The sequence below is a fragment of the Pseudoxanthomonas broegbernensis genome, assembly GCF_014202435.1.
GTDB classification, from domain to species: domain Bacteria; phylum Pseudomonadota; class Gammaproteobacteria; order Xanthomonadales; family Xanthomonadaceae; genus Pseudoxanthomonas; species Pseudoxanthomonas broegbernensis.
Genome location: NZ_JACHGU010000002.1, coordinates 331,281 through 357,941, shown reverse-complemented (window position 1 = coordinate 357,941; position 26,661 = coordinate 331,281). Strand labels below are relative to the sequence as shown.

Annotated in this window: 20 protein-coding genes and 7 tRNA genes; 14 read left to right on the top strand and 13 right to left on the bottom strand. The window is 71.1% G+C overall.

Annotated elements, in window-relative coordinates:
* Positions 1-2 precede the first annotated feature (2 nt).
* Positions 3-764, top strand: coding sequence for a hydroxyacylglutathione hydrolase (gene gloB / locus HNR76_RS05175; RefSeq protein WP_162309822.1), 762 nt, complete (start codon positions 3-5; stop codon positions 762-764).
* Positions 761-2,029 carry a LysM peptidoglycan-binding domain-containing protein gene (locus tag HNR76_RS05170; protein WP_183982137.1) on the top strand — a complete coding sequence of 423 codons (1,269 nt, stop codon included), beginning with the start codon at positions 761-763 and terminating at the stop codon, positions 2,027-2,029. The genes gloB and HNR76_RS05170 overlap by 4 nt, the downstream gene beginning before the upstream one ends.
* A gap of 200 nt (positions 2,030-2,229) precedes the next feature.
* Here HNR76_RS05170 and HNR76_RS05165 read toward each other — a convergent pair whose 3' ends face one another.
* The 8 genes from HNR76_RS05165 to tig all read right to left on the bottom strand — a co-directional run bounded on the left by HNR76_RS05165 (position 2,230) and on the right by tig (position 11,284).
* Positions 2,230-4,206, bottom strand: coding sequence for a peptidyl-prolyl cis-trans isomerase (locus tag HNR76_RS05165; RefSeq protein ID WP_162309820.1), 1,977 nt, complete (start codon positions 4,204-4,206; stop codon positions 2,230-2,232).
* A gap of 192 nt (positions 4,207-4,398) precedes the next feature.
* Positions 4,399-4,475 (bottom strand) — tRNA-Asp (locus tag HNR76_RS05160).
* Between the two features lie 80 nt (positions 4,476-4,555).
* Positions 4,556-4,630 (bottom strand) — tRNA-Val (locus HNR76_RS05155).
* Positions 4,631-4,664: 34 nt separating this feature from the next.
* Positions 4,665-4,937: an HU family DNA-binding protein gene (locus tag HNR76_RS05150; protein WP_052629990.1), complete on the bottom strand. Its 273-nt coding sequence runs from the start codon at positions 4,935-4,937 to the stop codon at positions 4,665-4,667.
* A 193-nt stretch (positions 4,938-5,130) separates the two neighbouring features.
* Positions 5,131-7,599, bottom strand: a complete 2,469-nt coding sequence (gene lon / locus HNR76_RS05145; RefSeq protein ID WP_162309819.1) for an endopeptidase La — start codon at positions 7,597-7,599, stop codon at positions 5,131-5,133.
* 194 nt (positions 7,600-7,793) lie between these two features.
* On the bottom strand, positions 7,794-9,083 hold the full coding sequence (gene clpX / locus HNR76_RS05140) for an ATP-dependent Clp protease ATP-binding subunit ClpX (RefSeq protein ID WP_162309818.1): 1,290 nt from the start codon (positions 9,081-9,083) through the stop codon (positions 7,794-7,796).
* Between the two features lie 163 nt (positions 9,084-9,246).
* Positions 9,247-9,870 carry an ATP-dependent Clp endopeptidase proteolytic subunit ClpP gene (gene clpP / locus HNR76_RS05135; protein ID WP_425501762.1) on the bottom strand — a complete coding sequence of 208 codons (624 nt, stop codon included), beginning with the start codon at positions 9,868-9,870 and terminating at the stop codon, positions 9,247-9,249.
* Positions 9,871-9,988: 118 nt separating this feature from the next.
* Positions 9,989-11,284 (bottom strand): trigger factor, encoded by a 1,296-nt coding sequence (gene tig / locus HNR76_RS05130; protein ID WP_162309816.1) that lies wholly within the window; start codon positions 11,282-11,284, stop codon positions 9,989-9,991.
* Between the two features lie 264 nt (positions 11,285-11,548).
* Here tig and HNR76_RS05125 point away from each other — a divergent pair.
* The 6 genes from HNR76_RS05125 to HNR76_RS05100 all read left to right on the top strand — a co-directional run bounded on the left by HNR76_RS05125 (position 11,549) and on the right by HNR76_RS05100 (position 13,141).
* Positions 11,549-11,625 (top strand) — tRNA-Pro (locus HNR76_RS05125).
* 35 nt (positions 11,626-11,660) lie between these two features.
* Positions 11,661-11,737 (top strand) — tRNA-Arg (locus HNR76_RS05120).
* A gap of 37 nt (positions 11,738-11,774) precedes the next feature.
* Positions 11,775-11,851, top strand: a tRNA-His gene (locus HNR76_RS05115).
* Between the two features lie 93 nt (positions 11,852-11,944).
* Positions 11,945-12,020: transfer RNA gene (locus HNR76_RS05110), tRNA-Lys, on the top strand.
* A 113-nt stretch (positions 12,021-12,133) separates the two neighbouring features.
* Positions 12,134-12,219: transfer RNA gene (locus HNR76_RS05105), tRNA-Leu, on the top strand.
* A 166-nt stretch (positions 12,220-12,385) separates the two neighbouring features.
* Positions 12,386-13,141, top strand: a complete 756-nt coding sequence (locus HNR76_RS05100) for a Bax inhibitor-1/YccA family protein (protein WP_162309815.1) — start codon at positions 12,386-12,388, stop codon at positions 13,139-13,141.
* Between the two features lie 124 nt (positions 13,142-13,265).
* Here HNR76_RS05100 and HNR76_RS05095 read toward each other — a convergent pair whose 3' ends face one another.
* Complete coding sequence (locus tag HNR76_RS05095) at positions 13,266-14,273, bottom strand: isocitrate dehydrogenase (RefSeq protein ID WP_162309814.1); 1,008 nt, start codon at positions 14,271-14,273, stop codon at positions 13,266-13,268.
* A gap of 237 nt (positions 14,274-14,510) precedes the next feature.
* Positions 14,511-14,792: a glutaredoxin 3 gene (gene grxC, locus HNR76_RS05090; RefSeq protein ID WP_249065584.1), complete on the bottom strand. Its 282-nt coding sequence runs from the start codon at positions 14,790-14,792 to the stop codon at positions 14,511-14,513.
* Positions 14,793-14,943: 151 nt separating this feature from the next.
* Here grxC and HNR76_RS05085 point away from each other — a divergent pair, with 151 nt between their 5' ends.
* The 6 genes from HNR76_RS05085 to HNR76_RS05060 all read left to right on the top strand — a co-directional run bounded on the left by HNR76_RS05085 (position 14,944) and on the right by HNR76_RS05060 (position 24,400).
* The gene (locus HNR76_RS05085; protein WP_162309812.1) at positions 14,944-16,611 is read left to right on the top strand and encodes a M48 family metalloprotease; all 1,668 of its coding nucleotides are present in this window, start codon (positions 14,944-14,946) and stop codon (positions 16,609-16,611) included.
* A 92-nt stretch (positions 16,612-16,703) separates the two neighbouring features.
* On the top strand, positions 16,704-17,393 hold the full coding sequence (gene phoB, locus HNR76_RS05080; RefSeq protein ID WP_162309811.1) for a phosphate regulon transcriptional regulator PhoB: 690 nt from the start codon (positions 16,704-16,706) through the stop codon (positions 17,391-17,393).
* A gap of 21 nt (positions 17,394-17,414) precedes the next feature.
* Entirely contained in the window at positions 17,415-18,845 is a 1,431-nt protein-coding gene (gene phoR / locus HNR76_RS05075; protein ID WP_162309810.1) for a phosphate regulon sensor histidine kinase PhoR, read from the top strand.
* Positions 18,846-18,880: 35 nt separating this feature from the next.
* Entirely contained in the window at positions 18,881-20,989 is a 2,109-nt protein-coding gene (gene ppk1 / locus HNR76_RS05070; protein ID WP_162310109.1) for a polyphosphate kinase 1, read from the top strand.
* 63 nt (positions 20,990-21,052) lie between these two features.
* On the top strand, positions 21,053-22,576 hold the full coding sequence (gene ppx, locus HNR76_RS05065) for an exopolyphosphatase (protein ID WP_425501761.1): 1,524 nt from the start codon (positions 21,053-21,055) through the stop codon (positions 22,574-22,576).
* 99 nt (positions 22,577-22,675) lie between these two features.
* Positions 22,676-24,400, top strand: coding sequence for a vWA domain-containing protein (locus tag HNR76_RS05060; protein WP_162309808.1), 1,725 nt, complete (start codon positions 22,676-22,678; stop codon positions 24,398-24,400).
* A gap of 123 nt (positions 24,401-24,523) precedes the next feature.
* Here HNR76_RS05060 and HNR76_RS05055 read toward each other — a convergent pair whose 3' ends face one another.
* The 3 genes from HNR76_RS05055 to HNR76_RS05045 form a co-directional block, all read right to left on the bottom strand.
* Positions 24,524-25,468 carry an aspartate carbamoyltransferase catalytic subunit gene (locus HNR76_RS05055; RefSeq protein ID WP_162309807.1) on the bottom strand — a complete coding sequence of 315 codons (945 nt, stop codon included), beginning with the start codon at positions 25,466-25,468 and terminating at the stop codon, positions 24,524-24,526.
* A gap of 128 nt (positions 25,469-25,596) precedes the next feature.
* On the bottom strand, positions 25,597-26,082 hold the full coding sequence (ruvX, locus tag HNR76_RS05050) for a Holliday junction resolvase RuvX (RefSeq protein WP_162309806.1): 486 nt from the start codon (positions 26,080-26,082) through the stop codon (positions 25,597-25,599).
* Positions 26,075-26,641, bottom strand: coding sequence for a YqgE/AlgH family protein (locus tag HNR76_RS05045; protein ID WP_162309805.1), 567 nt, complete (start codon positions 26,639-26,641; stop codon positions 26,075-26,077). The genes ruvX and HNR76_RS05045 overlap by 8 nt, the downstream gene beginning before the upstream one ends.
* Between the last annotated feature and the right edge of the window lie 20 nt (positions 26,642-26,661).

The window sequence follows — 26,661 nt, the reverse complement described above, 5'->3', positions numbered from 1 at the left end:
CTATGCGACCCAGCGCCCTGCCCGCATTGGAGGACAACTACATCTGGGTCCTCGGCGAAGGATCCCGATCCCTGGTGGTGGATCCCAGCGACGCGGCGCCGGTACTGGCCGCGGCCGGACAGGGCCTGGTCCCGCAGGCCGTGCTGCTCACCCATCACCACCACGACCACTGCGGCGGCGTGCCGGCGCTGCGCGAACGCTGGCCGGACCTGCCGGTCTACGCACCGGACGACGCGCGCATCGACCTGGACTGCGAGCGCGTCGGCGACGGCACGCGCCTGCGCCTGCTCGGCCTGCAGATCGACGTGCTGGCCGTGCCGGGCCATACCCGCAGCCACATCGCCTACCTGGGCGGCGGCAACCTGTTCTGCGGCGATGCGCTGTTCAGCCTGGGCTGCGGACGCATGTTCGAGGGCACGCCCGCGCAGATGCACGCCTCGCTGCAGCGCATGTCCGCCCTGGCGGACGATACCCGCGTGTGTTGCGGCCATGAGTACACCCTGGCCAATGCCGCCTTCGCGCTGGCGGTGGAACCGGGCAATGCCGCGCTGCAGGCGCGTCGCGAGGAAGCGCTCGCGCAGCGCCGGGCGGGACGACCGACGTTGCCGGCGACGCTGGCCTCCGAGCGCGCCTGCAACCCCTTCCTGCGCTGCGCCGAACCGGCCGTGCGCGCGGCCGCGGCACGGCACCTGGGCCATGCGCCGTCCACGGACGAGGAAACCTTCGCTGCGCTGCGCGCGTGGAAGGACGTGTTCCGCGCATGAGGCGCGCCCGCGCCACGGCGTCGTCGGCCACGCTCGCCCTGGCGCTTGCCGCGACGGCCACGGCTGGCACCGGGGCACCGCCCGAGGCGGAGGCGGAACGGACCGCCCTCTCCGCCGCGCACCAAAGCGCCATCGCGGAAACGGCACCGGATGCCGATGCGCCGCAAATCCCGGCGGCGCCGATTCCGGTTTCACCTAACCCGGCGGCCGATTCCACCGCGGACCCGGCCATGCGCAGCGGCCGGGACATCTATGCCGCCTTCCGCCAGGGCCTGGCCGATCCCGGATGCGACGGCGACGACACGCGCTGGCTGCGTCATTTCGCCCACGCACCGTCGCGGCTGGCCGATCCGGGCAGCGACGCACTGCCGCTGTTCGGGCATGTCGTCGATGCGCTTCGCGAGGCGCACCTGCCTACCGAATTCGCGCTCATCCCCTTCATCGAGAGCGGCTATGCCCCCGCCGCGCGGGCGAAGGGCGGCCCGGCCGGCCTGTGGCAACTGGCGGCCGTCACCGCCCGCCATCACGGACTCCACGTCGGCGACGGCTACGACGCGCGGTTGTCGCCGGCCGAGTCCACGCGCGCCGCGGTGCGCTACCTCAAGACGCTCAACGGCATGTTCGGCGGCAACTGGCGCCTGGCCGCGATGGCCTACAACGCAGGCGAGCACCGCCTGCTGCAGTCGCTCAGGCGCAGCGGTTCGAGCGCGCCGGACGCCACGCCCGCCGACCTTCCCGGCCTGTCGCCCATCACCCACGCCTACGTGGACAAGCTGCATGCGCTGGCCTGCGTGCTCGAACAGGCGGACGAGCGCGCCCAATGGCGCGATGGCCTGGACCGGCCGGTACAGCGCCTGCATGCAAGGCGGCTGGAGGGCGACGATCGCCTCGATGCCTGGGCCCGGCACAACGGTCACGACCCGGCCGCGCTGGGCCGGTTGAACCCGGCGCTGGCCAACGGCCGCTGGCCGCGCGGCGAGGCGCCCCTCGCCCTGGTGCCGGTATCGGCGCCGGCCATGGCGGAGGCGTCCACGGCCGCGGCGATGGCGGAAGCAGGGGCGACGACGACGGCAGCCGTGCCGGCATCGCCCCGGACCGGCCACGAAGCCGGTGCCGCCACCAGGCACATCCATGTCGTGAGCGGCGGCGAGTCGGCCTGGAGCATCGCCCGCCGCCATGGCCTGGGACTGGATCGCCTGCTCGAACTGAACGGGCTGGGGCGCCGCAGCGTGCTGCGCCCCGGGATGATCCTGCGTATCGAGTGATGCCCGCATGCATCGCCGTGATCGTGGAAGCGTCGGGCGCGGCGAGGGGCCGGCAACGGAGCAAGCCCTCGCGCCCAAGGGCGCTCCCGGCGGTTTCGGGGCGATGCATCGCCACCCCGGTCTTCCGAACCGGCCCATGAAATAGAAGGGCGCGGGATTTCCACCCCGCGCCCCCGATACCCTGCCGCTGCGCGGCGGATTTACAACTGGCTTTCCTGCACCACCACGACGAAGCGCTGGCGCAGCCGGCGCACGTAGTCGTCGGCCGCCGCCGCGCCGTCGAGCTGCGCAAGCTGCCCGCGCAACTGCTCGCGCTGTTCCTTCGACAATTCCTCCGGCTTGCCCGGATGCACCGCATCGAGGACGAAGACCGCCTGGCGCCCATCCTGCAGGCCGAAGCGCCCCACCGAGGGCTTGCCCTGTTCCGGCGGCGCGGCTTCGAAGAGGATGCGGTTGGCCGCCTGCGAAGGCACCGGCGCACCACGCGGCAGGCCCTGCAGCGGCACCACCTCGGCTCCCGCCCCGGCGGCCACGTCGGCCAGCGCCTCGCCCGCCTTCAGGCGCTCGACCAGCGCCTCTGCCGCCGCCACCGCCGCCTTCTCACGGCGATCGGCGCGGATCGCCGCCTCGACCGCCTCGTGCACCTCGGCCAAGGGCCTGGCCTGCTCCGGCGCATGGTCGATCACGCGGATGACCACGCTGTGGTTCGGACCCAGTTCGATCGGGTCGCTGGCCGTGCCGTCCTCGATCAGCGCCTCGGAGAACGCCGCGCGCCTGACCCCCGGCGCGGCCGCCACGCCCATCGCCTGCTCGCGGGTGAACGGGCCCAGCTTCTGTACCTGCAACCCGGTCTCGCGCGCCGCCGGCTCCAGGGACGAGGGGTTCTGGTAGATCAGGTCGGTCAGGCGCCCGGTCAGCTCGCTGTAGGCGCGCTCGCTATCGGCCTGTGCCTGTTCGCGCGCCAGTTCCTCGCGCGCCTGCTCGAACGGTACCTGCGCGCCGGCATCGACCTCGCGCAGCTTCAGCACGTGGTAGCCGAAGTCGGTCTTCACCGGCCCGCGCACCTCGCCCGGCTGCATCGCGAACAGCGCTTCCTCGAACGGCGCCACCATCAGGCCGCGCTCGACCCAGCCCAGGTCACCGCCGCTGTCGCGCGAACCGGGGTCCTCGGAATTGGCCTTGGCCAGCGCGTCGAAATCCGCACCTTCCGCCGCGGCCTCGCCGGCCAGGCGCGCGGCCTTCTCCTCGGCGGCCTTGCGCGTGGCCTCGTCGGCCCCGGCCTCCACCCGCACCAGGATGTGGGACGCCAGGCGGCGCTCGGGCTCGACGAAGCGCGCCCGCTCCTCCTGGTAGCGGCTGCGCAGGGTCGCCTCGTCGGCCTCGGCCGGCGCGGGCAGTTGCCCGGCGCCGACCTCCACGTACTCGATGGCCACCGATTCCGGGTGCAGGAAATCGTTCTTGTGCGCGTCGTACCAGGCCTGGAGCTCGGCCTCGGAGACCGCAGCGGCGTCCTCCTCCTGCAGCGGCAGCAGCGCCACTTCCGCGTCGCGGGTTTCGCCCGACAGGCGCAGGATGCGGTCCACTTCCGCCTCGGTGGCGAATGCGGAGGTGCCGATGCCGCTGGGCAGCAGCGACTGCTGCAGCGACTGCCTCACCAGCTCCTCGAACTGGCGCGGGGTACGCGCCGGCACCTGCGAGGACAACGCCAACTGATAGCGCGTGGCGTCGAAGCGGCCGTCCACCTGGAACGCGGGAATGCTCTCGATGTAGTCGCGCACCGCCGCATCGCCGACGGTGATGCCGGCGCGGCTTGCGGCCAGCAGCAGCGCCTTCTCGTCGATCAGCCCCTCCAGCACCCGGCGCTTGTTCTCGATGCTCTCGAACGCGCGCGGGTCGAAGTCCTCGCCCTGCTGCTGGCGCTGCTGCATGCGCTCCTGCTCGAAGCGCTGGCGGAATTCCTCCACGCCCACGTCCTCGTGCCGCCACACCTTCGACACCGGCCACCAGGAGGGCGCGCCCGACCACCACGTCGGCGGCGCCTTGACCTGGGCGACGCTGTTGGCGCCCAGGCCTCCCATGTAGCCCTGGTCGACGACGAGAAGGAACGGGAGGGTCAGCAGCCCGATGACGATCGTGGCGGCCCAACCCGAAGTCCGGTCGCGGAGTTTCTGCAGCATTGTCCCAGCCCAGTGGTAAGCGGCGAATGTAAGCGCGAGAGTTTAACCCGACGCGTCCGCACATGGTCCAGTAGGGCCCGTTCCGGCGGTGCGGAGATAGGGACGGACCGCCGCGCCGCGCGAACCGGTTGCCAGATGCGGGTATCCCGGAAAAAATGAAAGCCCCTGATCGCTCAGGGGCTTTCCGTATAGTGGCGGAGTGGACGGGACTCGAACCCGCGACCTCCGGCGTGACAGGCCAGCATTCTAACCGACTGAACTACCACTCCGCGTTGGTGCGACACATTGTAAGTGGCTTGGCGATGTTTCCGCTAGACCACCCGAACCTCTTGCCGCGCCGCCCGAAAGCTGGTGGGTGCTGAGGGTTTCGAACCCCCGACCCTCGCCTTGTAAGGGCGACGCTCTACCGCTGAGCTAAGCACCCGGATGCGTGCACCCTGCCCCAGGCAGCGGGCCGATTAGTTTACAGCGTCCTTCAGTGCCTTGCCAGCCTTGAAGGCCGGGTTCTTCGAAGCCTTGATCTTGATGGTCTCGCCGGTCTTCGGGTTGCGGCCGGTACGGGCGGCGCGCTTGCGCACCTGGAAGGTGCCGAAGCCGACCAGGGTCACCGCGTCGCCCTTCTTCAGCGCCTTGGTGATGGAGTTGATGACCGCATCGACCGCACGGGCGGCTTCGGCCTTGGTGACTTCGGCTTCGCCGGAAACGGCGTCGATCAGATCGGTTTTGTTCATGCGTCTTTGCTCCCTGTGCGGCCACGCCGCGAGATGAGTGACCGGGCCGCGCGACCCTTAGGACGTGCCCGATGTTCCGATCCGCCGTACGATCTCGCACTGTCGGCGGGTGCGCCCGTTATACAGGGCGCCACCCCCTGCGGCAAGCCGGAAATGCAGCAACGGCGCGGGTTTCTGCCAATGGAACCGGGCCTCAGTGCTTGACGTCCGAGCGCCCCTGCGGCGGCCGCTGGCGTCGCCCGGGGGCCTTGCCCACGCGCGCGGCGGCACGGCCGGCGGCCGGCAGCAGCGGACGCTCCAGGGCCAGGTCCAGGACCTCGTCGATCCAGCGCACCGGCACGATCTTCATCCCTTCGGTGACGTTGGCCGGGATGTCGGCCAGGTCCTTGCGGTTTTCCTCGGGGATCACCACGGTGCGGATGCCGCCGCGCAGCGCGGCCAGCAGCTTCTCCTTCAGCCCGCCGATGGCGGTGACCTTGCCGCGCAGGGTGATCTCGCCGGTCATGGCGATGTCCGCGCGCACCGGCACCTTGGTCAGGGTGGACACCAGCGCGGTGACCATCGCGCCGCCGGCGCTGGGTCCGTCCTTGGGCGTGGCGCCGTCGGGCACGTGCAGGTGGACGTCGTGCTTCTGCAGGAAGTCGACGTCGATGCCCAGGCGCTCGGCGCGGGCGCGCACCACCGACAGCGCCGCGGAGGCCGATTCCTTCATCACGTCGCCCAACTGGCCGGTCAGGATCAACTGGCCCTTGCCCGGCACCAGGGTGGCCTCGATCTGCAGCAGGTCGCCGCCGACCTCGGTCCAGGCCAGGCCGGTAACCAGGCCGATCTCGTTCTGCTCCTCGGCGCGGCCGAAGTCGAAGCGACGCACGCCCAGGTACTTGTCCAGGTTCTTCGCGGCCACCTGCACCAGCGCGGTCTTGCGGCGCGGGGCGGCCTTCTTCGCGGGCGCCTTCCTGGCCGGCTGCGGCCCCTTCAGCGCCAGTTCCTTGACCACCTTGCGGCAGATCTTGGCGATCTCCCGCTCCAGGTTGCGCACGCCGGACTCGCGCGTGTAGTAGCGCACGATGTCGCGGATGGCGTCCTCGGCGATGGCCAGTTCCTCGGGCTTGAGGCCGTTGGCCTTGAGCTGCTTGGGCACCAGGTAGCGCGCGGCGATGCTCAGCTTCTCGTCCTCGGTGTAGCCCGGGATGCGGATCACCTCCATGCGGTCCAGCAGCGGGCCGGGGATGTTCAGCGAGTTGGAGGTGGCCACGAACATCACCTCGGACAGGTCCAGGTCGACCTCCAGGTAGTGGTCGTTGAATGAGTGGTTCTGTTCCGGGTCCAGCACCTCCAGCAGCGCCGAGGACGGGTCGCCGCGGAAGTCCATCGACATCTTGTCGATCTCGTCGAGCACGAACAGCGGGTTCTTGGTGCCTACCTTGTTGAGGTTCTGCACGATCCGGCCCGGCATCGAGCCGACGTAGGTGCGGCGGTGGCCGCGGATCTCGGCCTCGTCGCGCACGCCGCCCAGGCTCATGCGCACGAACTTGCGGTGGGTGGCCTTGGCGATGGACTGGCCCAGCGAGGTCTTGCCCACGCCGGGCGGGCCGACCAGGCACAGGATCGGGCCCTTCATCTGCTTGACCCGCGACTGCACGGCCAGGTACTCGAGGATGCGCTCCTTGACCTTCTCCAGCCCGTAGTGGTCCGCGTCCAGGGTGTCCTGCGCGGCCTTGAGGTCCTTGCGCACCTTGCTGCGCTTCTTCCACGGCACGCCCAGCAGCCAGTCCAGATAGTTGCGCACCACCGCGGCCTCGGCCGACATCGGCGACATCTGCTTGAGCTTGTTCAGCTCGCTCTTGGCCTTGGCCTCCACCGCCTTGGGCATGCCGGCCTCGGCGATCTTGCGCGCCAGTTCCTCCAGCTCGCCCGGCGAGTCGTCCAGGTCGCCCAGTTCCTTCTGGATGGCCTTCATCTGCTCGTTGAGGTAGTACTCGCGCTGGCTGCGCTCCATCTGCGACTTGACCCGGCCGCGGATGCGCTTCTCCATCTGCTGCACGTCGATCTCGCCCTCGACCAGGCCCACCAGCAGTTCCAGCCGCTCGCCGGTGTCCTCGCTCTCCAGCAGCCGCTGCTTGTCGGCCAGGCGCACGCCGATGTGCGCGGAGATGGTGTCGGCCAGGCGGCCGGGATCGTCGATGCCCGACAGGGTCTGCAGCAGCTCGGGCGGCAACTTGCGGTTGGTCTTGACGTATTGCTCGAACAGCCCGGTCAGCGTGCGCGCCACCGCCTCGATCTCGCGCGGCTCGCGGCTGCTGCCGGCCTCGATGGGCTCGCCGCGGCCGTGCAGCGCGCCGTCGTGCTCGGCGATGCGGCTGACCTGCACGCGGGTGCTGCCCTCGACCAGCACCTTGATGGTGCCGTCGGGCAGCTTCAGCAGTTGCAGGACCTGGGCCAGGGTGCCGACCGTGTACAGGTCGCCGGCCTCCGGGTCGTCGGTCTCGGCCGACTTCTGCGCGACCAGCAGGATCTGCTTGTCGGCCTCCATCGCCTGCTCCAGCGCACGCATGGACTTGTCGCGGCCGACGAACAGCGGGATGACCATGTGCGGGAACACCACCACGTCCCGCAACGGCAGCACGGGCAGGTCGAGGGCGTCGGTTCGGGTGCGGGACATGGAGGCTCCGGAAATCATGGGGGCGACGGTCTCGGCCGTCCTGGCCCCGTTATGGGGGCTGACCGCGGGCGATGCAAGACGCACGCCAATACCCGTGCCGGATCAATGGCTTGCAGAAAACAAACCCCCGCCGCGGCAAGCCGCGACGGGGGTGGTTTTCGACGGCCGGCGGGCGCCGGCGCGATCCGCGCGGGCTACTCGGCCGACGCGACCTTGGGCGCGGCCGGCGGCGGGGTCTGGTAGATCAGGTACGGCTCGGTCTTGTGCTCGATCACCGACTCGTCCACCACCACCTTGCTGACGTTCTCGGCCGAGGGCAGCTCGTACATGGTGTCCAGCAGCACCGATTCGACGATGGTGCGCAGGCCGCGGGCACCGGTCTTGCGCTTGAGCGCCTTGCGGGCGATGGCCGACAGCGCGTCGGGCCGGAACTCCAGGTCCACGCCCTCCATCTCGAACAGCTTCTTGAACTGCTTGGTGATGGCGTTCTTCGGCTCGCTGAGGATCTTGACCAGGGCGGCCTCGTCCAGCTCCTCCAGCGTGGCCACCACCGGCAGGCGGCCGACGAACTCGGGGATCAGGCCGAACTTGATCAGGTCCTCCGGCTCCACCTCGGCCAGCACCTTGCCGATGTCGGCCTTGCGCACCGTGCTCTTGACCTTGGCCCCGAAGCCGATGCCGCCGGCCTCGGAACTGCGCTGCTGGATGATCTTGTCCAGCCCGGCGAACGCGCCGCCGACGATGAACAGGATGTTCTTGGTGTCCACCTGCAGGAATTCCTGCTGCGGGTGCTTGCGCCCGCCCTGCGGCGGCACGCTGGCCAGGGTGCCTTCGATCAGCTTCAGCAGCGCCTGCTGCACGCCCTCGCCGGACACGTCGCGGGTGATGGACGGGTTCTCGCTCTTGCGCGAGATCTTGTCGATCTCGTCGATGTAGACGATGCCCTGCTGCGCCTTGTCGACGTCGTAGTCGCACTTCTGCAGCAGCTTTTGAATGATGTTCTCCACGTCCTCGCCGACGTAGCCGGCCTCGGTCAGGGTGGTCGCATCGGCCATGGTGAAGGGCACGTTGAGCAGCCGCGCCAGGGTCTCGGCCAGCAGGGTCTTGCCCGAGCCGGTCGGGCCGACCAGCAGGATGTTGGACTTGGCCAGCTCCACTTCCTCGTTGCGCTGGCGGCTCTCGATCCGCTTGTAGTGGTTGTAGACGGCCACCGCGAGGGTCTTCTTGGCCCGCTGCTGGCCGATCACGTACTGGTCCAGGACCTCGAGGATCTCGCGCGGCTTGGGCAGCGAGCTGCGTGCGGACTGGGCCTTCTCTTCCAGTTCCTCGCGGATGATGTCGTTGCAGAGCTCCACGCATTCATCGCAGATGAACACGCTCGGGCCGGCGATCAGCTTGCGCACCTCGTGCTGGCTCTTGCCGCAGAACGAGCAGTACAGGATCTTGTTGCTGTCGCCGGAACGGCCTTGCCGGTCTTCGCTCATGCTTCGCTTTTCCAGTGTTCCAGCCCGCCGCAGCGGGGCTTCGATTCGAGAATAGCACAGGGCCCAGGCCGCACAGACGCGCGCCGGGCCGGGCCATCGGGGGGCCTGCAAGGCACGTGCCGCCCTGCCGGGCGGCCGCGGCCGAGGGGGCTGGCAGGCCGGCTCAACCGGCCTGGATCGAGTCGTCCGTACGCCGCTGCAGGACCTCGTCCACCAGGCCGTAGGCCTTGGCCTCGCTGGCGCTCTTGAAGTTGTCCCGCTCGGTGTCCCGGGCGATGGTCTCGATGCTCTGCCCGGTGTGCTGGGCCAGGATCTCGTTCAGCCGCGCGCGCATGCTCAGGATCTCGCGGGCGTGGATGTCGATGTCGGTGGCCTGGCCCTGGAAGCCGCCCAGCGGCTGGTGGATCATCACCCGCGAGTTGGGCAGCGCGTAGCGCTTGCCGGCCGCGCCCGCCGCCAGCAGCACCGCGCCCATGCTGGCCGCCTGGCCGACGCAGATGGTGCTCACGTCCGGCTTGATGTACTGCATGGTGTCGTAGATCGCCATGCCGGCCGTGACCAGGCCGCCGGGCGAATTGATGTAAAGGCTGATGTCCTTCTCGGGGTTCTCGGCCTCCAGGAACAGCATCTGGGCGATGATCACGTTGGCCACGTGGTCTTCGACCGGTCCGACCAGGAAGATCACCCGCTCCTTGAGCAGGCGCGAATAGATGTCGTAGGCGCGCTCGCCGCGGCTGGTCTGCTCGACCACCATCGGGACCAGATTCAGGGCTGTGGTCGGGATCATGCTCATGGTGCTGGCGCCTCGTGGTTGGCCTGTGGGGAACGCGGGCGGCGCCCGCCTGGGCGGGCCGCCGGCTGCGGCGGCGGGAGCGGCCCCGAGGGGCCGCCTCGCCACGGCGCGGTCATCCCCGGATCGCTTCCTGGAACGACAGCGCCTGCTCGGTGCGCTGGGCGCGCTCGGAGATCCAGTCGATCACCTGCTCCTCCATCACCCGGGCCTGCAGTCCCTGCATCAACTGGGGGTCGTTGCGGTACATCTCAATGACCTGCTCCGGCTCCTCGTAGGTGGAGGCGATCAGGCGCAGGGTCTCGTTCACGCGCTTGGGGTCCAGGCGCAGGTCGTGGCGGCGGGCCACCTCGCCGACCAGCAGGCCGGCCAGGACGCGCTTGCGCGCGGCCTCCAGGAACTGCTCGTGGGCGTTGGCCGGCGGCTGGCCGGGGTCGCGGCCGCTGCGACGGACCTGCTCGACCTGCTGGGCGAGCATGCCGCGGGCCTCGTTCTCGACCAGGCGCGGCGGCAGTTCGACGTGGGCCCAGGTGGCGGTGAGCTGCTCGCCCACCTCGCGGCGCAGGCGGGTCATCAGCGCGCCCCTGAGCTCGCGCTCCAGGTTGGTGCGGATGTCCTCGCGGAACTTGTCGGCCTGGCCGCTCTTCACGCCGAAGCTCTTGATGAACGCGGCATCGACCTCCGGCAGCACCGGCTCGGACACCTGGGCCAGGGTCACGTGCACCTGGGCGGTCTTGCCGGCCAGTTGCGGCTGGCGCCAGTTCTCCGGGAAGGCCACGTCCAGCACGTGCTCCACGCCGGGCTGCAGACCGGCCAGCGCGGCCTCCAGCGCCGGCAGCAACTGGGCCGAGCCGATCACGGTGCTGAACCGCTCCTCGCCCTCGGCCGGCTGGCGGAAATCGCCGGACTGGGTCCACAGCCCGCCGGCGACCAGGTCGCCTTCCTTCGCTTCGCGCTCGACCTTGTTCCAGGTGCGGCGCTGCAGGCGCAGGTTCTCGATCATCTGGTCGATGTCGGCGTCGGCGACCTCGGCGGTGTGGCGGACCACGGTGAGCTTGGAAACGTCGACGTCGCCGAAGTCCGGGACGATCTCGAAGGTGGCGGTGAAATCCAGTTCGCCCTCGCCGGCGCGGTCGATGCGCGGGTTGCCGGCCGGACGCAGGTCGTGCTCGCGCACGGCCGAGTCGAACGCCTGGCGCAGCAGGCCGTTGAGCACCTCGGCCTTGACCTGTTCGCCATAGCGCTGCTCGACCACCTTGGCCGGCACCTTGCCCGGGCGGAAGCCCTTGATCCGGACCGTGCGCGCGATCTCGCGCAGGCGGCCGCTGACGCCCGACTCCAGTTGCTCCGCCGGCAGGCTGAAGTTCATGCGGCGTTCGAGGTTGCCGGTGGATTCGACAGAGACTTGCATGTTGATCTGGCTCCTGCTGCCGCGGCTCCAGCCACGGCGGAAATCACGTTGGGTGGATGTTCGGCGCCCGGCCGGCGCCAGCGGAAAACGCGATAGTTTCGCCGATCAGCCGGCCCTGCGCCAGTCTGGATCGCGCCGGCGGCATTGACAGCCGCGAGGGCGATCCCGAACAATAGCCGGCCTTGCGCACCGCCCCGTCGGCGGCGCGCGAGCCGGGCTCGGCAAACCGGAGCTTGAGCGCGATTCTGGGGCCGACCCGCATACCGGGGTATAGCGCAGTCTGGTAGCGCGCCTGCTTTGGGAGCAGGATGTCGGGGGTTCGAATCCCTCTACCCCGACCATCCCGCCGCAAGCGGGCGATGCGACACCCAGTTGTGCGCCCGTAGCTCAACCGGATAGAGCACCGGCCTTCTAAGCCGGCGGTTGCAGGTTCGAGTCCTGCCGGGCGCGCCATGACGGGCACCGGCGGACGGTTTGAGTTTCACCGGTGGTGGCTGTAGCTCAGTTGGTTAGAGTACTGGATTGTGATTCCAGTGGTCGGGGGTTCGAATCCCCTCAGCCACCCCACCCCTCCCATGCTGGCAAGCGGCGACACCGCACGGGTCGCGCGGCTTGTCAGGGCCGCGCGGTCCCGCTAGACTGCGCGGCTTCTGAAGTTTCGGGCTGTTAGCTCAGTTGGTAGAGCAGCTGACTCTTAATCAGTAGGTCCAAGGTTCGAATCCTTGACAGCCCACCAGAATCAGGCGCCCAGGCATCCCCTCGGCGCCTTTTTCTTTGCCCGCCCGAAGGGCCGGCTCGCCGGCGTGGCAGCGCGACCTGCACCGCCGCGGTTAGAATGCCGGCGGCCTGGCGAAAGTGGCGGAATTGGTAGACGCACTGGATTTAGGTTCCAGCGGGCAGCCCCCGTGCGGGTTCGAGTCCCGCCTTTCGCACCAGCCCGCGCATACCCCGGGCCGCCGCCATGAGGAACGAGCGTCCGCGAGCGGCACCCCGCGCGTATAGCGCCGCCGCTTTTGCCGCGCCCCGCCGGCGCCTTGCCCAAGCCCCCGTCCCTCGCCCCGTGTATCCTTCCCCGGTCAACACACCATCGACGGAGCGAACATGCGCAGCGGCAATCCCGCACTGAAGGAATCCACCTTCCTCGACCTCGGCAGCGGCACCGTGGTGTCCCGCGACGGCGGGGCCATGACCCTCAATGGCACGGTCAACAAGACCGGGCTGCTGCTGCTGATGTGCGTGCTGACCGGCGCCTTCGCCTGGTCGCAGATGCAGGTCACCGAGGCCGGCGTCACCGGCATGGGCTACGTCTGGGGCGGTGCGCTGGGCGGCTTCGTCCTGGCCCTGGTCACGATCTTCAAGAAGGAATGGGCGCCGGTCAGCGCGCCGCTGTACGCGCTGACCGAGGGCCTGTTCCTGGGCGGCATCTCGGCGGTGTTCGAGGCCCGCTTCCCGGGCATCGTCATGCAGGCGGTGCTGCTGACCTTCGGCACCCTGTTCGCGCTGCTGTTCGCCTACCGCAGCGGGCTGATCAAGGCCACGGAGAACTTCAAGCTCGGCGTGATCGCGGCCACCGGCGGCATCGCCCTGGTCTACCTGGCCTCCTTTGCGCTGCGGTTCTTCAACGTCAATATCCCCTTCATCCACGACTCGGGCCTGATCGGCATCGGCTTCAGCCTGTTCGTGGTGGTGGTGGCGGCGCTGAACCTGGTGCTGGACTTCGACTTCATCGAGACCGGCGTGGAGCGCGGCGCACCGAAGTACATGGAGTGGTACGGCGCCTTCGGGCTGATGGTCACCCTGGTGTGGCTGTACGTCGAGTTCCTGCGCCTGCTGGCCAAGCTGCAGTCGCGCGACTGAGCCTGCCGGGCGGTTTCGGGTATGGGAAAGGGCGCCATGGGCGCCCTTTTTCCTGGGGTTCCACCGGGTGGGAAGGGGATCGCGAGAGGACGAGACGCCCCCTGCCCGGCCCCGCATGCATCCGTCAGAGCCGGCGGGCGATGGCCTCGGCGAACCCCAGGGTGGTGCCGTTGCCGCCCAGGTCGCCGGTCACCGAGTCCTTCGCCTCCAGGGTGGCGACGATGGCCTGGCGCACGCGCTCGGCGTTTTGCGGCTGGCCGATGTGGTCCAGCATCTGCGCCGCGCCCAGCAGCAGCGCGCAGGGATTGGCGATGCCCTTGCCGGCGATGTCCGGCGCGGTGCCGTGGACCGCCTCGAAGATCGCCGCGTGCTCGCCGATGTTGGCGCCTGGCGCCAGGCCCAGGCCGCCGACCAGCCCGGCGCACAGGTCGGAGATGATGTCGCCGAACAGGTTGGTGGTGACCAGCACGTCGAACTGTTCCGGACGCATCACCAACTGCATGCAGGCGTTGTCGACGATCATCTCCTGGAACTCGATGTCCGGGTAGTGCTCGGCGACCTCGCGCGCCACGGTCAGGAACAGCCCCGAGGTCGACTTGATGATGTTGGCCTTGTGCACCGCGGTGACCTTCCTGCGGCCGGCGCCGCGGGCCAGCTCGAAGGCGTAGCGGACGATGCGCTCGGACCCCTTGCGGGTGATGCGGGCGCCGGAGAAGGCGATCTCGCCGTCGTCGGAGATCTCCTGGCCCTCGGCCAGGTAGGCGCCCTCGGTGTTCTCGCGCACGGTGACCAGGTCCACGCCCTCGCCGTAGCGCGAGCCGGTGTTGGGGAACGACTTGGCCGGGCGGACGTTGGCGTACAGGTCGAAATGGCGGCGCAGGGCGACGTTGATCGAGGTGAAGCCGCCGCCCACCGGGGTGGTCAGCGGGCTCTTCAGGGCGACCGCGTTGCGCGCGATCGAGTCCAGGGTCGCCTGCGGCATCAGGTCGCCGTGCTTGTCCAGGGCGGCCACGCCGGCGTCGGCGTACTCGTATTCCAACCCGGCGTCGAGCCGGTCGAGCACGTGCAAGGTCGCGTCCATGATCTCCGGGCCGATGCCGTCGCCGCGGATGACCGTGATCTTCTGGGTCATGGGATTGGGATTCCGAACAGGCGCACACGCCCGGAAACCGGGACGAGGGCGCAGGGGGGGGGGGAGGGAAAGTTTGTGGTGAAATTATGCCCCATCCCCACTGAACGCCCCACTTCGACCTTGGGAGCAGCCGGGGAAGGCCGGCTACGCGCCGGTCCCACCGGCGCCGTCCGCCCTCCCCGGCCACGGCCACGCACGGGCCGCCCCCGTCCGGACGGCCTGCCGGTCCGGGCCCGCTTACGCCGAAGGCGCCAGCCCGTCGAGCAAGGGCAGCAGCCGGCCGGCGCGATGCATGGCCATCATGTCGTCGTAGCCGCCGACGTGGACGTCGCCGACGAAGATCTGCGGCACGCTGGTGCGCCGGGCCAGGCCGACCATCTTGTCGCGCTCGACCGGGTCCAGGTCGACGCGGATCTCGGTCCACTGGCGGCCCTGGCTCTTCAGGAAGTTCTTGGCGGCCACGCAGTACGGGCAGATGGCGGTGGAATAGATGCGAATCGTCTGGGGAGAGGAGGACACGGGAAACTCCGCGCGGCGAGTGGGGTCGATAGGGATATGGTATCGATCGCGGCCCGGACCAGTGTCGATGCCCGGAACGCTGCGGATTAACCGCCGATTCACTCCCGCCCACGCCGCGACCGGCATGCTGCGCCATCCCCGGAGCCCGAACTTGCGCTATCTCCCGCTGGCCACCGCCCTGTCCCTGTCCGTGCTCGCGGGCCTGGCCGCCGCCCCCGCGCCGGCCCAGGACGACCTGCGCCTGCCCGACATCGGCTCCTCCGCCGGCGAGCTGCTGACCCCCGCGCGGCAGGAGCAGTACGGCGCGATGATGCTGCGCGAACTGCGCAACTACCGCTACACGCTGGAGGACCCGCTGGTCGACGACTGGCTGCAGTCCATCGGCAACCGGCTGGGCGCCAACAGCGACCGGCCCGAGCAGCGCTACACCCTGTTCATGCTCAAGGACCGGCAGATCAACGCCTTCGCCACCCTGGGCGGCTACATCGGCATGAACGCCGGCCTGGTCCTCACCGCCCAGCGCGAAGACGAGGTCGCCGCGGTGCTCTCCCACGAGATCGCCCACGTCACCCAGCAGCACGTGCTGCGCGGGGTGGAGCGCGCGCAGCGCGACCAGGTGCCGATCCTGCTGGGCATGCTGGCGGCCATCGTCGCCGCGCAGGCGGCCGGCGGCACTTCCTCCGGCGAAGCCACCCAGGCCGCGCTGATCAGCGCGATGGGCCTGATCCAGCAGAACCAGATCAACTACACCCGCTCCAACGAGTCCGAGGCCGACCGCATCGGCATCCGCACGCTGTCGCGCAGCGGCTACGACGTGGACGCCATGGCCGGCTTCTTCGAGCGGATGTCCTTCGCCATGCGCGGCAACCAGGGGGGCTACAGCGCGCCCGACTACCTGCGCACTCACCCGGTCAACACCACCCGCATCGGCGAGGCCAAGCAGCGCGCCGAGCAACTGCGGCGCGGCGCGGTCACCGCCACCACCTCGGTCGGCGAGCCCGGCGGCGAGCAGGTGCAGCGGGTCGAGCGGCTGGAACGCGGCGGCGTGGCCGCGGCGCCGCCGGGAAAGCCCAACCCCCTGCTGCCCGCCGATTTCCGGCTCCATGCCCTGCCCCCCGCGCTGGCCGGCGGCGACAGCGGCCAGTTCGCCTGGGCGCAGGAACGCCTGCGCGCGCTCAGCGCCGTCACCGCCGATGCGGCCGTACGCGAATACGAGGCCTTGCGCCGGGCCGGGCCGGACGGCCTGAGCGATGCCCAGCGCTACGGCCTGGCCCTGGTGCAGAGCGCGCGCGAGCCGGCCAGCGCGGCCGCCGAACTGCAGGCCCTGCTGGAGCGCCACCCGGACAACCTCTGGGTGGCGATGGCCCTGGGCGAAGCCGAATCCCGCGCCGGCCGCACCGCCCAGGCCAACCGCCGCTTCGACGAATGGCTGCGCCGCCTGCCCGGCAGCCGGCCGGTGGCCCTGAGCTACGCCCGCGTCCTGGTCGAGCAGGGCGGTGCGCAGGCCGGCCAGCGCGCCCAGGAAGTGCTGCGCCCGCTGCTGGCCCGCGCCGGCGAGGACCCGGTGTTCCAGCAGACCTTCGCCCGCGCCTGCGAACTGGCCGGCGACGGCGCGCGCGCCGGCGAGGCCTACGCCGAGGCCGCCTTCCTCAACGGCCGCCCGGAGCAGGCGCTGATCCAGTTGGAGAACCTGAAGAAGCGCGGCGACCTGGACTACGTGGCCCGTGCCCGGGTGGACGCGCGCATCGCCTCCATCACCCCGACCGTGCTGGAGCTGCGCCGGCAGGGCATCCGCGACCCGGACATGCAGCGGCGCTGAACCGCCGCGGCCGTGTTCGCCACGCCTTGTCACACAACCGTCATCCAACGGTAGTCTAATCCCGGCGAACCGCCCAAACGCCGGGAAGGACCGTGCAGAAGCAGATCCTCATCGTCGACGACGAACCCGCCATCCGCGACATGGTCGCCTTCGCTCTGCGCAAGGGCGACTACGCCCCCGTGCACGCCGGCGACGCGCGCGAGGCCCAGGCCGCCATCGCCGACCGCGTCCCCGATCTGATCCTGCTGGACTGGATGCTGCCGGGCACCAGCGGCCTGGACCTGGCCCGGCGCTGGCGCCGCGAGGCGCTCACCCGCGAGGTGCCCATCATCATGCTCACCGCGCGCGGCGAGGAGAACGACCGCGTCGGCGGGCTGGAAGCGGGCGTGGACGACTACGTGGTCAAGCCGTTCTCCGCGCGCGAGCTGCTGGCGCGCATCCGCGCGGTGCTGCGGCGCTCGCGCGAGGACGACGAGGACGGCAGCGTGGCCATGGGCGGGCTGCGCATCGACGGGGCCGCCCACCGCGTGTTCGCCGGCGAGGCCGCGGTGACGATCGGCCCCACCGAATACCGCCTGCTGCATTTCTTCATGACCCACCCCGACCGGGTCTACAGCCGCGCCCAACTGCTGGACCACGTCTGGGGCGGCAGCGTGTACGTGGAGGAGCGCACCATCGACGTGCACATCCGCCGCCTGCGCAAGACCCTGGAACCGTTCGGCGTGGACGGCATGGTCCAGACCGTGCGCGGGGCCGGCTACCGCTTCTCCGCGGCGGCCTGAGGCGGCCGCGGCGGCCCCGGGATGGACGATTTCCCCACGCTCCCCGTGCCGCCCCCGCGGGAGGACGACGGACGGCGCCGCGACGCGCACGCCTCCACCGCGCGCGCGCCGGACCGCCTGCGCTCGGCCTGGTGGCGCACGCTGCCGGCGGTGTTCGCGCTGCTGGCGGCGGCCACGGTGTTCGGCCTCGCCATCGGCCGGCCCGCCGCGATGCTGGCCGCCGCCGCGCTGGGCGTGCTGGCCTGGCATTACTGGCGGCTGCGCCGGGTGCTGCTGCGGCTCACCGCGCGCAAGCGCTGGGAGCCGGGCCAGGGCCACGGCGCCTGGAACGAGCTGGACCGCCTGCTGCACCGCAGCCAGTCGGAGATGCGCGCGCGCAAGCGCCGCCTGCTGGACATGCTGCGCGCCTACCGCGCCGCCGCCGCCGCCCTGCCCGACGGCGTGGTGGTGGTGGACCGCAACACCCAGCGCATCCTGTGGTTCAACGAGGCCGCCACCGACCTGCTCGGCCTGGCCCACCCGCGCGACCTCGGCGCGCCGGTGGCCGAACGCCTGCAGCCGCTGCCGCTGTCCCGCTGGCTGGCAGCCGGGCGCCGGGCCGAGCCCATCCTCGATGCGCCCGCACCGGTGAACGAGCGGCTGCGCCTGAACCTGCGCCTGATCCCCTATTCGGACGACTACTGGCTGCTGGTCGCCCGCGACGTGAGCAAGCTGCTGCGCCTGGAACAGGTGCGCCGCGACTTCGTGGCCAACGTGTCCCATGAATTGCGCACGCCGCTGACCGTGGTCCACGGCTACCTGGACATGCTCGACCCGGCCGAATTCCCGGAATGGCGGCCGATGCTGGAGGAGATGCAGAAGCAGTCCCAGCGCATGACCCAACTGGTGGAGGACCTGCTGACCCTGTCGCGGCTGGAGTCGCGCGACAGCCTGCCCGAGGAACCGGTGGCGATGGTGCCGATGCTGGCCACGCTCAAGCGCGAGGCCGAGGCCTTCAGCCAGGGCCGGCACACCATCGAGGTGCACGACCTGGCCGGCTGCGACCTGCTCGGCTCGACCAAGGAGCTGCACAGCGCCTTCTCCAACCTGGTGACCAACGCGGTGCGCTACACCCCGGTGGGCGGCACCGTCGCCGTGACCTTCGCCCGCGAGGACGGCGGCGGCGTGGCGCTGGCGGTGCGCGACACCGGCTACGGCATCGCCGAGGCGCACCTGCCGCGGTTGACCGAGCGTTTCTACCGCGTTTCCAGCAGCCGCTCGCGCGAGAGCGGCGGCACCGGCCTGGGCCTGTCCATCGTCAAGCACGTGCTGGGGCTGCACCAGGCGCGGCTGTCGATCGAAAGCACCGTCGGCCAGGGCAGCGTGTTCGCCTGCCATTTCGGCCCCGAACGGGTGCAATCGCGGCATGATGGCGATGCATCCGGACACCACGCTTCGCCGGATACCCCATGAACCCCCACCCCAGCCACTCCGCCAGCGCACCCGCCATGGATACCGACAGCCCGCTTTGCGACCCCGCACCGGCCACGCCCGGATACGCGGCCGGCGACGACCTGCGCGACCCGGCGCTGTACCTCAACCGCGAGCTGTCGCAACTGGACTTCAACACCCGGGTGCTGGCCCAGGCGCAGGACCCGCGGGTGCCGCTGCTGGAGCGGCTGCGGTTCCTGTGCATTTCCTGCACCAACCTGGACGAGTTCTTCGAGATCCGCGCCGCCGCCGTGCGCCACGCGGCGGACTTCGGCCTGCCCGCCGCGCCGGACGGCATCGCCCCGGCGCAACTGCTGGACGCCATCCACGGCCGCGCCGCCGGGCTGGTACAGGCGCAGTACGAGTGCTGGAACCAGGTGGTGCGCCCGGCCCTGGCCCAGGCCGGGGTGCGCATCCTCGGCCGCCACAGTTGGTCCGCGCGCCAGAGCCGCTGGCTGCGCGCGTACTTCCGCCACAACGTCATGCCGGTGCTCTCGCCGCTGGGCCTGGACCCCTCGCACCCGTTCCCGCGGATCCTCAACAAGTCGCTCAACGTGGTGGTGGTGCTGGAGGGCATGGACGCGTTCGGCCGCCCCGGCCACCTGGCCATCGTCCGCGCGCCGCGCTCGCTCAACCGCATCGTCGAGCTGCCGCCGAGCCTGCGCGGCAAGGACGAGCAGGCCTTCGTGCTGCTGTCCTCGATGCTGTCGGCGTTCGTGGGCGAACTGTTCCCGGGCATGACCGTGCGCGGCGCCTTCCAGTTCCGCGTCACCCGCAACTCCGAGCTGGTGGTGGACGAGGACGAGGTGGAGAACCTGGCCTCGGCGCTGCGCAGCGAGCTGGTCGGCCGCGGCTACCGCCCCGCCGTGCGCCTGGAGATCGCTCACGACTGCCCCAAGCCGATCGTGCGCACCTTGCTGCAGAACTTCGAGCTGGGCGAGAACGCGGTCTACTACATCGACGGGCCGGTCAACCTCAACCGGGTGATCCAGGTCTACGACCTGGTGCAGCGGCCGGAGCTGAAGTACCCGCCGTTCACCCCGCGCAACCGGCTGGAGGGCGAGAACGTCTTCGAGGCCGTCGGCCGCGGCGACGTGCTGCTGCACCACCCGTTCGACTCGTTCGCCAGCGTGCTGGACCTGCTCAACCAGGCCGCCACCGACCCGGAAGTGCTGGCAATCAAGCAGACCCTGTACCGCACCGGCAAGGAGTCGGCCATCGTCGACGCGCTGGTCCTGGCCGCGCGCAACGGCAAGGACGTGACCGTGGTGATCGAGCTGCGCGCGCGCTTCGACGAGGACGCCAACCTGGGCGTGGCCGACCGCCTGCAGGAGGCCGGGGTGCAGGTGGTGTACGGCGTGGTCGGCTTCAAGACCCATGCCAAGATGCTGCTGATCGTGCGCCGCGAGGGCCGCCGCCTGCGCCGCTACGTGCACCTGGGCACCGGCAACTACCACAGCGGCACCGCGCGCGCCTACACCGACCTGGGCCTGATCACCGCCGATGCCGACATCGGCAACGACGTGCACCTGCTGTTCCAGCAGTTGTCCGGGCTGGCGCCGTCGATCCGGCTCAAGCGCCTGCTGCAGTCGCCGTTCACCCTGCACAGCGGGATCCTGGCCCGGATCGCGCGCGAGTCGCAGTTGGCCGCCTCCGGCCGCCCGGGCCGGATCGTGGCCAAGATGAACGCGCTCAACGAGCCGCAGGTGATCCGCGCGCTGTACCAGGCCTCGCAGGCCGGCGTGTCGATCGACCTGGTCGTGCGCGGCGCCTGCACCCTGCGCCCGGGCGTGCCGGGAATATCGGACAACATCAGGGTGCGTTCGATCGTCGGCCGCTTCCTGGAGCACAGCCGGGTGTACTGGTTCGGCAACGACGGCAAGCCCGAGCTGTATTGCGCCAGCGCCGACTGGCTGGAGCGCAACCTGCTGCGCCGGGTGGAGACCTGCTTCCCGGTGCTGGCGCCGGGGCTGGTGGAACGGGTCCGCCGCGAGGCCCTGCGCAACTACCTGGCCGACAATCTCAATGCCTGGGAGCTGGGCGCCGACGGCCGTTACCGCCCGTGCGCGCCGGCCGAAGGCGAGGTGCCGTATTCGGCGCAGCAGGCGCTGCTGGACGCGCTCTAGTCCCTTTCCGGAGGGGCGCGCGCGCATCCGCTAAGATTCGCCCCCATGCCCAGTCCTCTCGCGATGCGCAGCGCTCCCGCCCTGCCCCAGGTCCAGGACGGCGACGCAATGGCCGCCATCGACCTGGGGTCCAACAGCTTCCACATGATCCTGGCCCAGCACACGCTGGGCCAGTTGCGCGTGGTCGACCGCCTGCGCGAGACGGTGCGGCTGGCCGACGGCCTCGACGGCCACGGCGGCCTGGCCGCGCCGGCGCGGCAGCGCGCGCTGGACTGCCTGGCCCGCTTCGGCCAGCGCCTGCGCGGCGTGTCCCGCCTGCACGTGCGCGCGCTGGCCACCAACACCGTGCGCCGCCTGCGCCAGCCGCAGGCGTTCCTGGCCGCGGCCGAGGCCGCCCTGGGCCACCCGATCGAGGTGGTCTCCGGCCGCGAGGAGGCGCGCCTGATCTACCTGGGCGTGGCCCATGCGCAGCCGCCCAAGCCCGGGCAACTGCGCCTGGTGATCGACATCGGCGGCGGCTCGACCGAATTCATCATCGGCCGCGGCTTCGACCCGGTGGAGCGCGAGAGCCTGCAGGCCGGCTGCATCGCCAGCACCCGGCGGTTCTTCCCCAGCGGCCGGCTGTCGAAGAAGAAGTGGAAGGACGCGCTGACCGAGATCAGCGCCGAGTTCCAGCAGTTCGCCGGCGTGTACCGCGCCCTGGGCTGGCAGGAGGCGCTGGGGTCCTCGGGCACGCACAAGTCCATCGGCGAGATCTGCGCGGCCATGAAGCTGACCAAGGGCGCGATCACCGCCGAGGCCCTGCCGCTGGTGCGCGACCGCCTGCTCCAGGCCAGCAGCATCGACAGGATCGACCTGCCCGGCCTGTCCGGCGAGCGCCGCCCGATCATCGCCGGCGGCCTGCTGGTGCTGGAGGCCGCCTTCCAGGCGCTGGGCCTGCAGAAGCTGCTGGTCAGCAAGGCGGCCATGCGCGAGGGCATCCTCTACGACATGCTCGGCCGCGGTGGCGACAACGACCCGCGCGACGCATCCGTGCAGTCACTCACCTCCCGCTACGGCATCGACGAGGTCCAGGTCGCGCGCGTGGAGCGCACCGCGCTGCGCCTGTTCGCCCAGGCCGCGCAGGACTGGGCGCTGGACGACGACGACGCGCGCATGCTCGGCTGGGCCGCGCACCTGCACGAACTGGGCCTGACCCTGGCCCACAGCCACTACCACGTGCACGGCGCCTACATCCTCGAGCATTCCGACATCGCCGGCTTCTCCCGCCAGGAGCAGCAGGTGCTGGCCGCGCTGGTGCGCACCCACCGGCGCAGCGTGCCCCGCGCCGCCTTCGACGCCCTGCCCGACCGCCTGCTGCTTTCGGCCCGGCGCAAGGCCGCGCTGCTGCGCCTGGCGGTGCTGCTGCACCGCGCGCACGACGACGACCCCATCCCGATGCTGGAGCTGACCGCCACCGAGGACGGCCTGCGGCTGGTCGTGCAGCGCGCCTGGATCGAAGCCCGCCCGCTGCTGCGCGCCGACCTGCTGGGCGAGAAGGAGAACATGCCCGGCCTGGGCATCGAGTTCGAGCCGATGGTGGTCTGACCCGGCGCGGCGGGGACTGCGCCCTCGCGCGCCGGAAACCGATAACCCCACCGGCGCGCATCGCGCGTTCGATTCCACGACCAACCCGGGAGTCCGAACATGCACACTCTTTCGTCCAGGCGCGCGTCCCTGCTCGCCGCCGCCCTGCTTTCGCTGCTGGCCCTGTCGCTGCCGGCCTGCCGCTCCACCCCTTCGGGCGCCGGGCACGCGGCCGAGGCATCCGCCCCGCCCGCACGGAGGGAGATCGCGGCCGACCGGATGGCCGATGCCTACGCGCCGCCGGCACCGCCCGCTCCCACGCCCCTGGCCACCGGCGTGCATCCGATGCACGGCGCGCCGGCGGCGATGCAGCGGGCCATGCCCGGCATCGCCCCGCAGGCCGACACCGAGCGCTACGAGGGCCGCGAGGACAATCCGGTGCAGCGCACCGGCGAGCAGCCGGTATCGACCTTCTCCATCGACGTGGATACCGGCAGCTACGCCAACGTGCGGCGCATGCTGCGCCGGGGCATGCGCCCGCCGGCCGACGCAGTACGCGTGGAGGAGTTCCTCAACTATTTCGACTACGGCCACCCGGCCCCGGCCACGCGCGAAGCCCCTTTCCGGGTGACCACCGAGCTGGCGCCGGCGCCCTGGAACCCCAAGCGGCAGTTGCTGATGGTCGGGATCAAGGGCTACGACGTGGACAAGTCCGAGCTGCCGCCGTCCAACCTGGTGCTGCTGATCGACACCTCCGGCTCGATGCACGCCCCGGACAGGCTGCCGCTGCTCAAGCACGCCTTCGCCCAGTTGGTGCCGCAACTGCGCGCGCAGGACCGCGTGTCCATCGTGGTCTACGCCGGCTCGGCCGGGCTGGTGCTGCCGCCCACCCCGGGCGACCGCCACGACCGGATACTGGCCGCGCTCGAGCGCCTGCAGGCCGGCGGCAGCACCAACGGCGGCGATGGCATCCGCCTGGCCTACGCCGTGGCCCGGGAGGGCTTCATCGAGGGCGGCGTGAACCGGATCCTGCTGGCCACCGACGGCGACTTCAACGTCGGCACTATCTCCCGCGACGCGCTGGAGACGCTGGTGTCCGACCAGCGCAAGTCCGGCATCGCCCTGTCCACCCTGGGCTTCGGCCAGGGCAACTACCACGACGCCATGGCCGAGCGCCTGGCCGATGCCGGCGACGGCCAGCACGTCTACATCGACACGCCCGAGGAAGCGCGCAAGGTACTGGTGCAGGAGATGCAATCCACCCTGCTGACCATCGCCAACGACGTGAAGGTGCAGATCGAGTTCAACCCGGCGGTGGTGTCCGAGTACCGCCTGGTCGGCTACGAGAACCGCCTGCTGGCGCGCGAGGACTTCGCCAACGACAAGGTCGATGCCGGGGACATCGGCGCCGGCCACGAGGTGACCGCGCTGTACGAGATCGCGCTGGCCGGTTCCGGCGGCGAGCGCCTGCCCGCGCTGCGCTACGCCGGCGCCTCGGCGGCGGCCGGCGCCGAGGGCGCCGAGCTGGCCCACCTGCGGCTGCGCTACAAGCTGCCCGGCCAGGCCCACAGCCGGCTGATCGAGACCCCGGTGCTGCGCGCCTCGCTGCGCACCGCGCCGGGCGAATCGATGCGCTTCGCCAGCGCGCTCATCGGCTACGCCGACCTGCTGCGCGGCGGCGCCAACGTGGAAGGCTGGGACTGGGACGACGTGGCCGCCACCGCGCGCGGCGCCATCGGCGAGGACCGCTGGGGGTTGCGCCGCGAATTCCTCGGCCTGGTCGAGTCGGCACGCCAGGCGACCGGCCCGATCCCGCCGCGGCCCGCGGCGATCGCCGAGGACTGACGGCCGGCGCATCGCCGGCCCCATGCCCGGCTCCTGCATGAGGCCGCCTCCTGGCCGCTTCCTGCAGGAACCGGCTCCGGTCGGCGACAGGCTTCCGGAAGCCATGCCCGGGCATCCGCCTACTCAGCCCAGCAGCATCTCCAGCACCGCCATGCGCACGGCCACGCCGTTGGCGACCTGGCGCAGCACCCACGATTGCGGGCCGTCGGCCACCTCGTCGGTGATCTCCACGCCGCGGTTGATCGGCCCGGGATGCAGCACCGCCGCCTCCGGCGCCGCGCGCCTGAGGCGCGGCGCGGTGAGGCCGTAGCGGGCGTGGTAGTCCTCCAGCGAGGGCACCAGCCCCTCCTCCATGCGCTCGCGCTGCAGGCGCAGCATCATCAGCGCATCCACGCCCTCGAGCATGGCGTCGAAGTCCTCGCCGACCACGCAGCCGGCGACGGTGGCGGCATCGGGCAGCAGCGAGGCCGGGCCGCAGATCCGGATTTCCCCGGTGCCCAGCGTGCGCAGCGCGTCCAGGTCCGAGCGCGCCACCCGCGAGTGCCGCACGTCGCCCACGATCAGCACCTTGAGCCTGGAGAAATCGCCGCCCTTGGCCTGGCGCAGGGTCAGCATGTCCAGCAGGCCCTGGGTCGGGTGCGCGCTGCGGCCGTCGCCGGCGTTGACCAGCGCGGTGCCCTCGCCGGCCGCTTCGGCCAGCATCCGTACCGCATGGTCGTCGGGATGGCGCACGACGAAGCCGCGCACGCCCATCGCCTCCAGGTTCTTCAGCGTGTCGCGCGCGGTCTCGCCCTTGCGCGTGGATGAGGTGGAGGCATCGAAGTTGAGCACGTCCGCGCCCAGCCGCTGCGCGGCCAACTGGAACGAGCTGCGGGTGCGCGTGGAGGGCTCGAAGAACAGCGTGCACACCGCGGTGCCGGCCAGCACCGCGCGCTTGCCCACGCGGCCGACCGCCGCGTCGCGGATCTGGCCGGCCCGGTCGAGCAGTTGCAGCAGGGTCGTGCGCGGCAACCCTTCCAGGGTGAGCAGGTGGCGCAGGCGGCCGTCGGAGTCGAGTTGCTGGGTCATGGCGTGGGAGAGGTCCAGTAGGAGCCGGCGGCGGCCGGCGGCACGGGGAGTTCGGGCGGCGGCGTCACCGCTCGCAAGCGATTGTGGCGGTTCGTGCGCATGGCGGTCGTCGCGTGGCCGACACGGCGCTACACCGGCGTGGCATCCGCGGGCGCGGCCAGCCAGCGCTCGACGATCACCGCCGCGGCGGCCGCGTCCAGCGCCTGCGCGTCGCGACGGCGGCGGTTGCCGGCGGCGCGGTCGCGGGCGAAGCGCTGCGCGGCCTCCACCGAACTGGAACGCTCGTCGATCATCGCCACCGGCAAGGCGTAGCGGGCCTTCAGCTCCCGGGCGAAGGCGCGGGCGATGCGGCGGATCGGCTGGTCCCCGCCGTCCAGGCTCATCGGGTCGCCGACCACCAGGCCGCGCGGACGCCACTGCCCGTGCAGGCGGTCGATCGCGTCCCAGTCCGGCCCGACGGCACGCACCTCGACCACCGCCACCGCGCGCGCGCCGCCCAGCCCGCTGCCCACCGCCACGCCGATGCGCCGCGCGCCGACGTCGAAGCCCAGCACGATCGCATCGGCCGGCAATGCGCCGGCCGCAAGCGCGGAAGGCGCGGAAGGCTCAGGCATGCCCGCTGTAGTCGGTCATGCGGAACAGGTCCACACCGATGCGCCCGGCGGCGGTCTGCCAGCGGCGTTCGAGGGGCAGCTCGAACAGCAGCTCCGAGTCGGCCGGCGCGGTCAGCCAGGTGTTCTCGCCCAGCTCGAACTCCAGTTGCCCGGCGCCCCAGCCGGCGCAGCCCAGCGCCACCACCGCGTTGCGCGGGCCTTCGCCGGCGGCCATCGCCTCCAGGACGTCGCGCGAGGTGGTCAGGTACAGGCCTGCGGCCACCTGCAGGCTGGAGTCCCACTCGCGCCCGCCGTCGTGCAGGACGAAGCCGCGCTCCTGGTGCACCGGCCCGCCGTGCAGCACGGCGCGCGCGCACAGTTGCGCGTCGTCGCTGCCGATGCCCATCTGCGACAGCACCTGGCCCAGGGTGTATTCGGAGGCGCGGTTGACCATCACGCCCATCGCGCCCTGGTCGTCGTGCTGGCAGATCAGGGCCACGCTGCGTGCGAAGTTGGGGTCGGCCAGCGCCGGCAACGCGACCAGCAACTGGTTGGCGAGGGTGTCGGAAGTGGCGGGCATGCGCGCATTCTAGCCCGGCC

Excerpts from the sequence above, each read along its gene's own strand:
- lon (WP_162309819.1), bottom strand. The coding sequence starts at position 7,599 with ATGTCCCGCACCCGAACCGACGCCCTCGACCTGCCCGTGCTGCCGTTG.
- HNR76_RS05150 (WP_052629990.1), bottom strand. The coding sequence starts at position 4,937 with ATGAACAAAACCGATCTGATCGACGCCGTTTCCGGCGAAGCCGAAGTC.
- gloB (WP_162309822.1), top strand. The coding sequence starts at position 3 with ATGCGACCCAGCGCCCTGCCCGCATTGGAGGACAACTACATCTGGGTC.
- HNR76_RS05170 (WP_183982137.1), top strand. The coding sequence starts at position 761 with ATGAGGCGCGCCCGCGCCACGGCGTCGTCGGCCACGCTCGCCCTGGCG.
- ruvX (WP_162309806.1), bottom strand. The coding sequence starts at position 26,082 with ATGCCTGAGCCTTCCGCGCCTTCCGCGCTTGCGGCCGGCGCATTGCCG.
- phoR (WP_162309810.1), top strand. The coding sequence starts at position 17,415 with ATGGACGATTTCCCCACGCTCCCCGTGCCGCCCCCGCGGGAGGACGAC.
- HNR76_RS05100 (WP_162309815.1), top strand. The coding sequence starts at position 12,386 with ATGCGCAGCGGCAATCCCGCACTGAAGGAATCCACCTTCCTCGACCTC.
- HNR76_RS05055 (WP_162309807.1), bottom strand. The coding sequence starts at position 25,468 with ATGACCCAGCAACTCGACTCCGACGGCCGCCTGCGCCACCTGCTCACC.
- ppx (WP_425501761.1), top strand. The coding sequence starts at position 21,053 with ATGCGCAGCGCTCCCGCCCTGCCCCAGGTCCAGGACGGCGACGCAATG.
- HNR76_RS05045 (WP_162309805.1), bottom strand. The coding sequence starts at position 26,641 with ATGCCCGCCACTTCCGACACCCTCGCCAACCAGTTGCTGGTCGCGTTG.
- clpP (WP_425501762.1), bottom strand. The coding sequence starts at position 9,870 with ATGATCCCGACCACAGCCCTGAATCTGGTCCCGATGGTGGTCGAGCAG.
- ppk1 (WP_162310109.1), top strand. The coding sequence starts at position 18,881 with ATGGATACCGACAGCCCGCTTTGCGACCCCGCACCGGCCACGCCCGGA.
- tig (WP_162309816.1), bottom strand. The coding sequence starts at position 11,284 with ATGCAAGTCTCTGTCGAATCCACCGGCAACCTCGAACGCCGCATGAAC.
- clpX (WP_162309818.1), bottom strand. The coding sequence starts at position 9,083 with ATGAGCGAAGACCGGCAAGGCCGTTCCGGCGACAGCAACAAGATCCTG.
- HNR76_RS05095 (WP_162309814.1), bottom strand. The coding sequence starts at position 14,273 with ATGACCCAGAAGATCACGGTCATCCGCGGCGACGGCATCGGCCCGGAG.
- HNR76_RS05060 (WP_162309808.1), top strand. The coding sequence starts at position 22,676 with ATGCACACTCTTTCGTCCAGGCGCGCGTCCCTGCTCGCCGCCGCCCTG.
- HNR76_RS05165 (WP_162309820.1), bottom strand. The coding sequence starts at position 4,206 with ATGCTGCAGAAACTCCGCGACCGGACTTCGGGTTGGGCCGCCACGATC.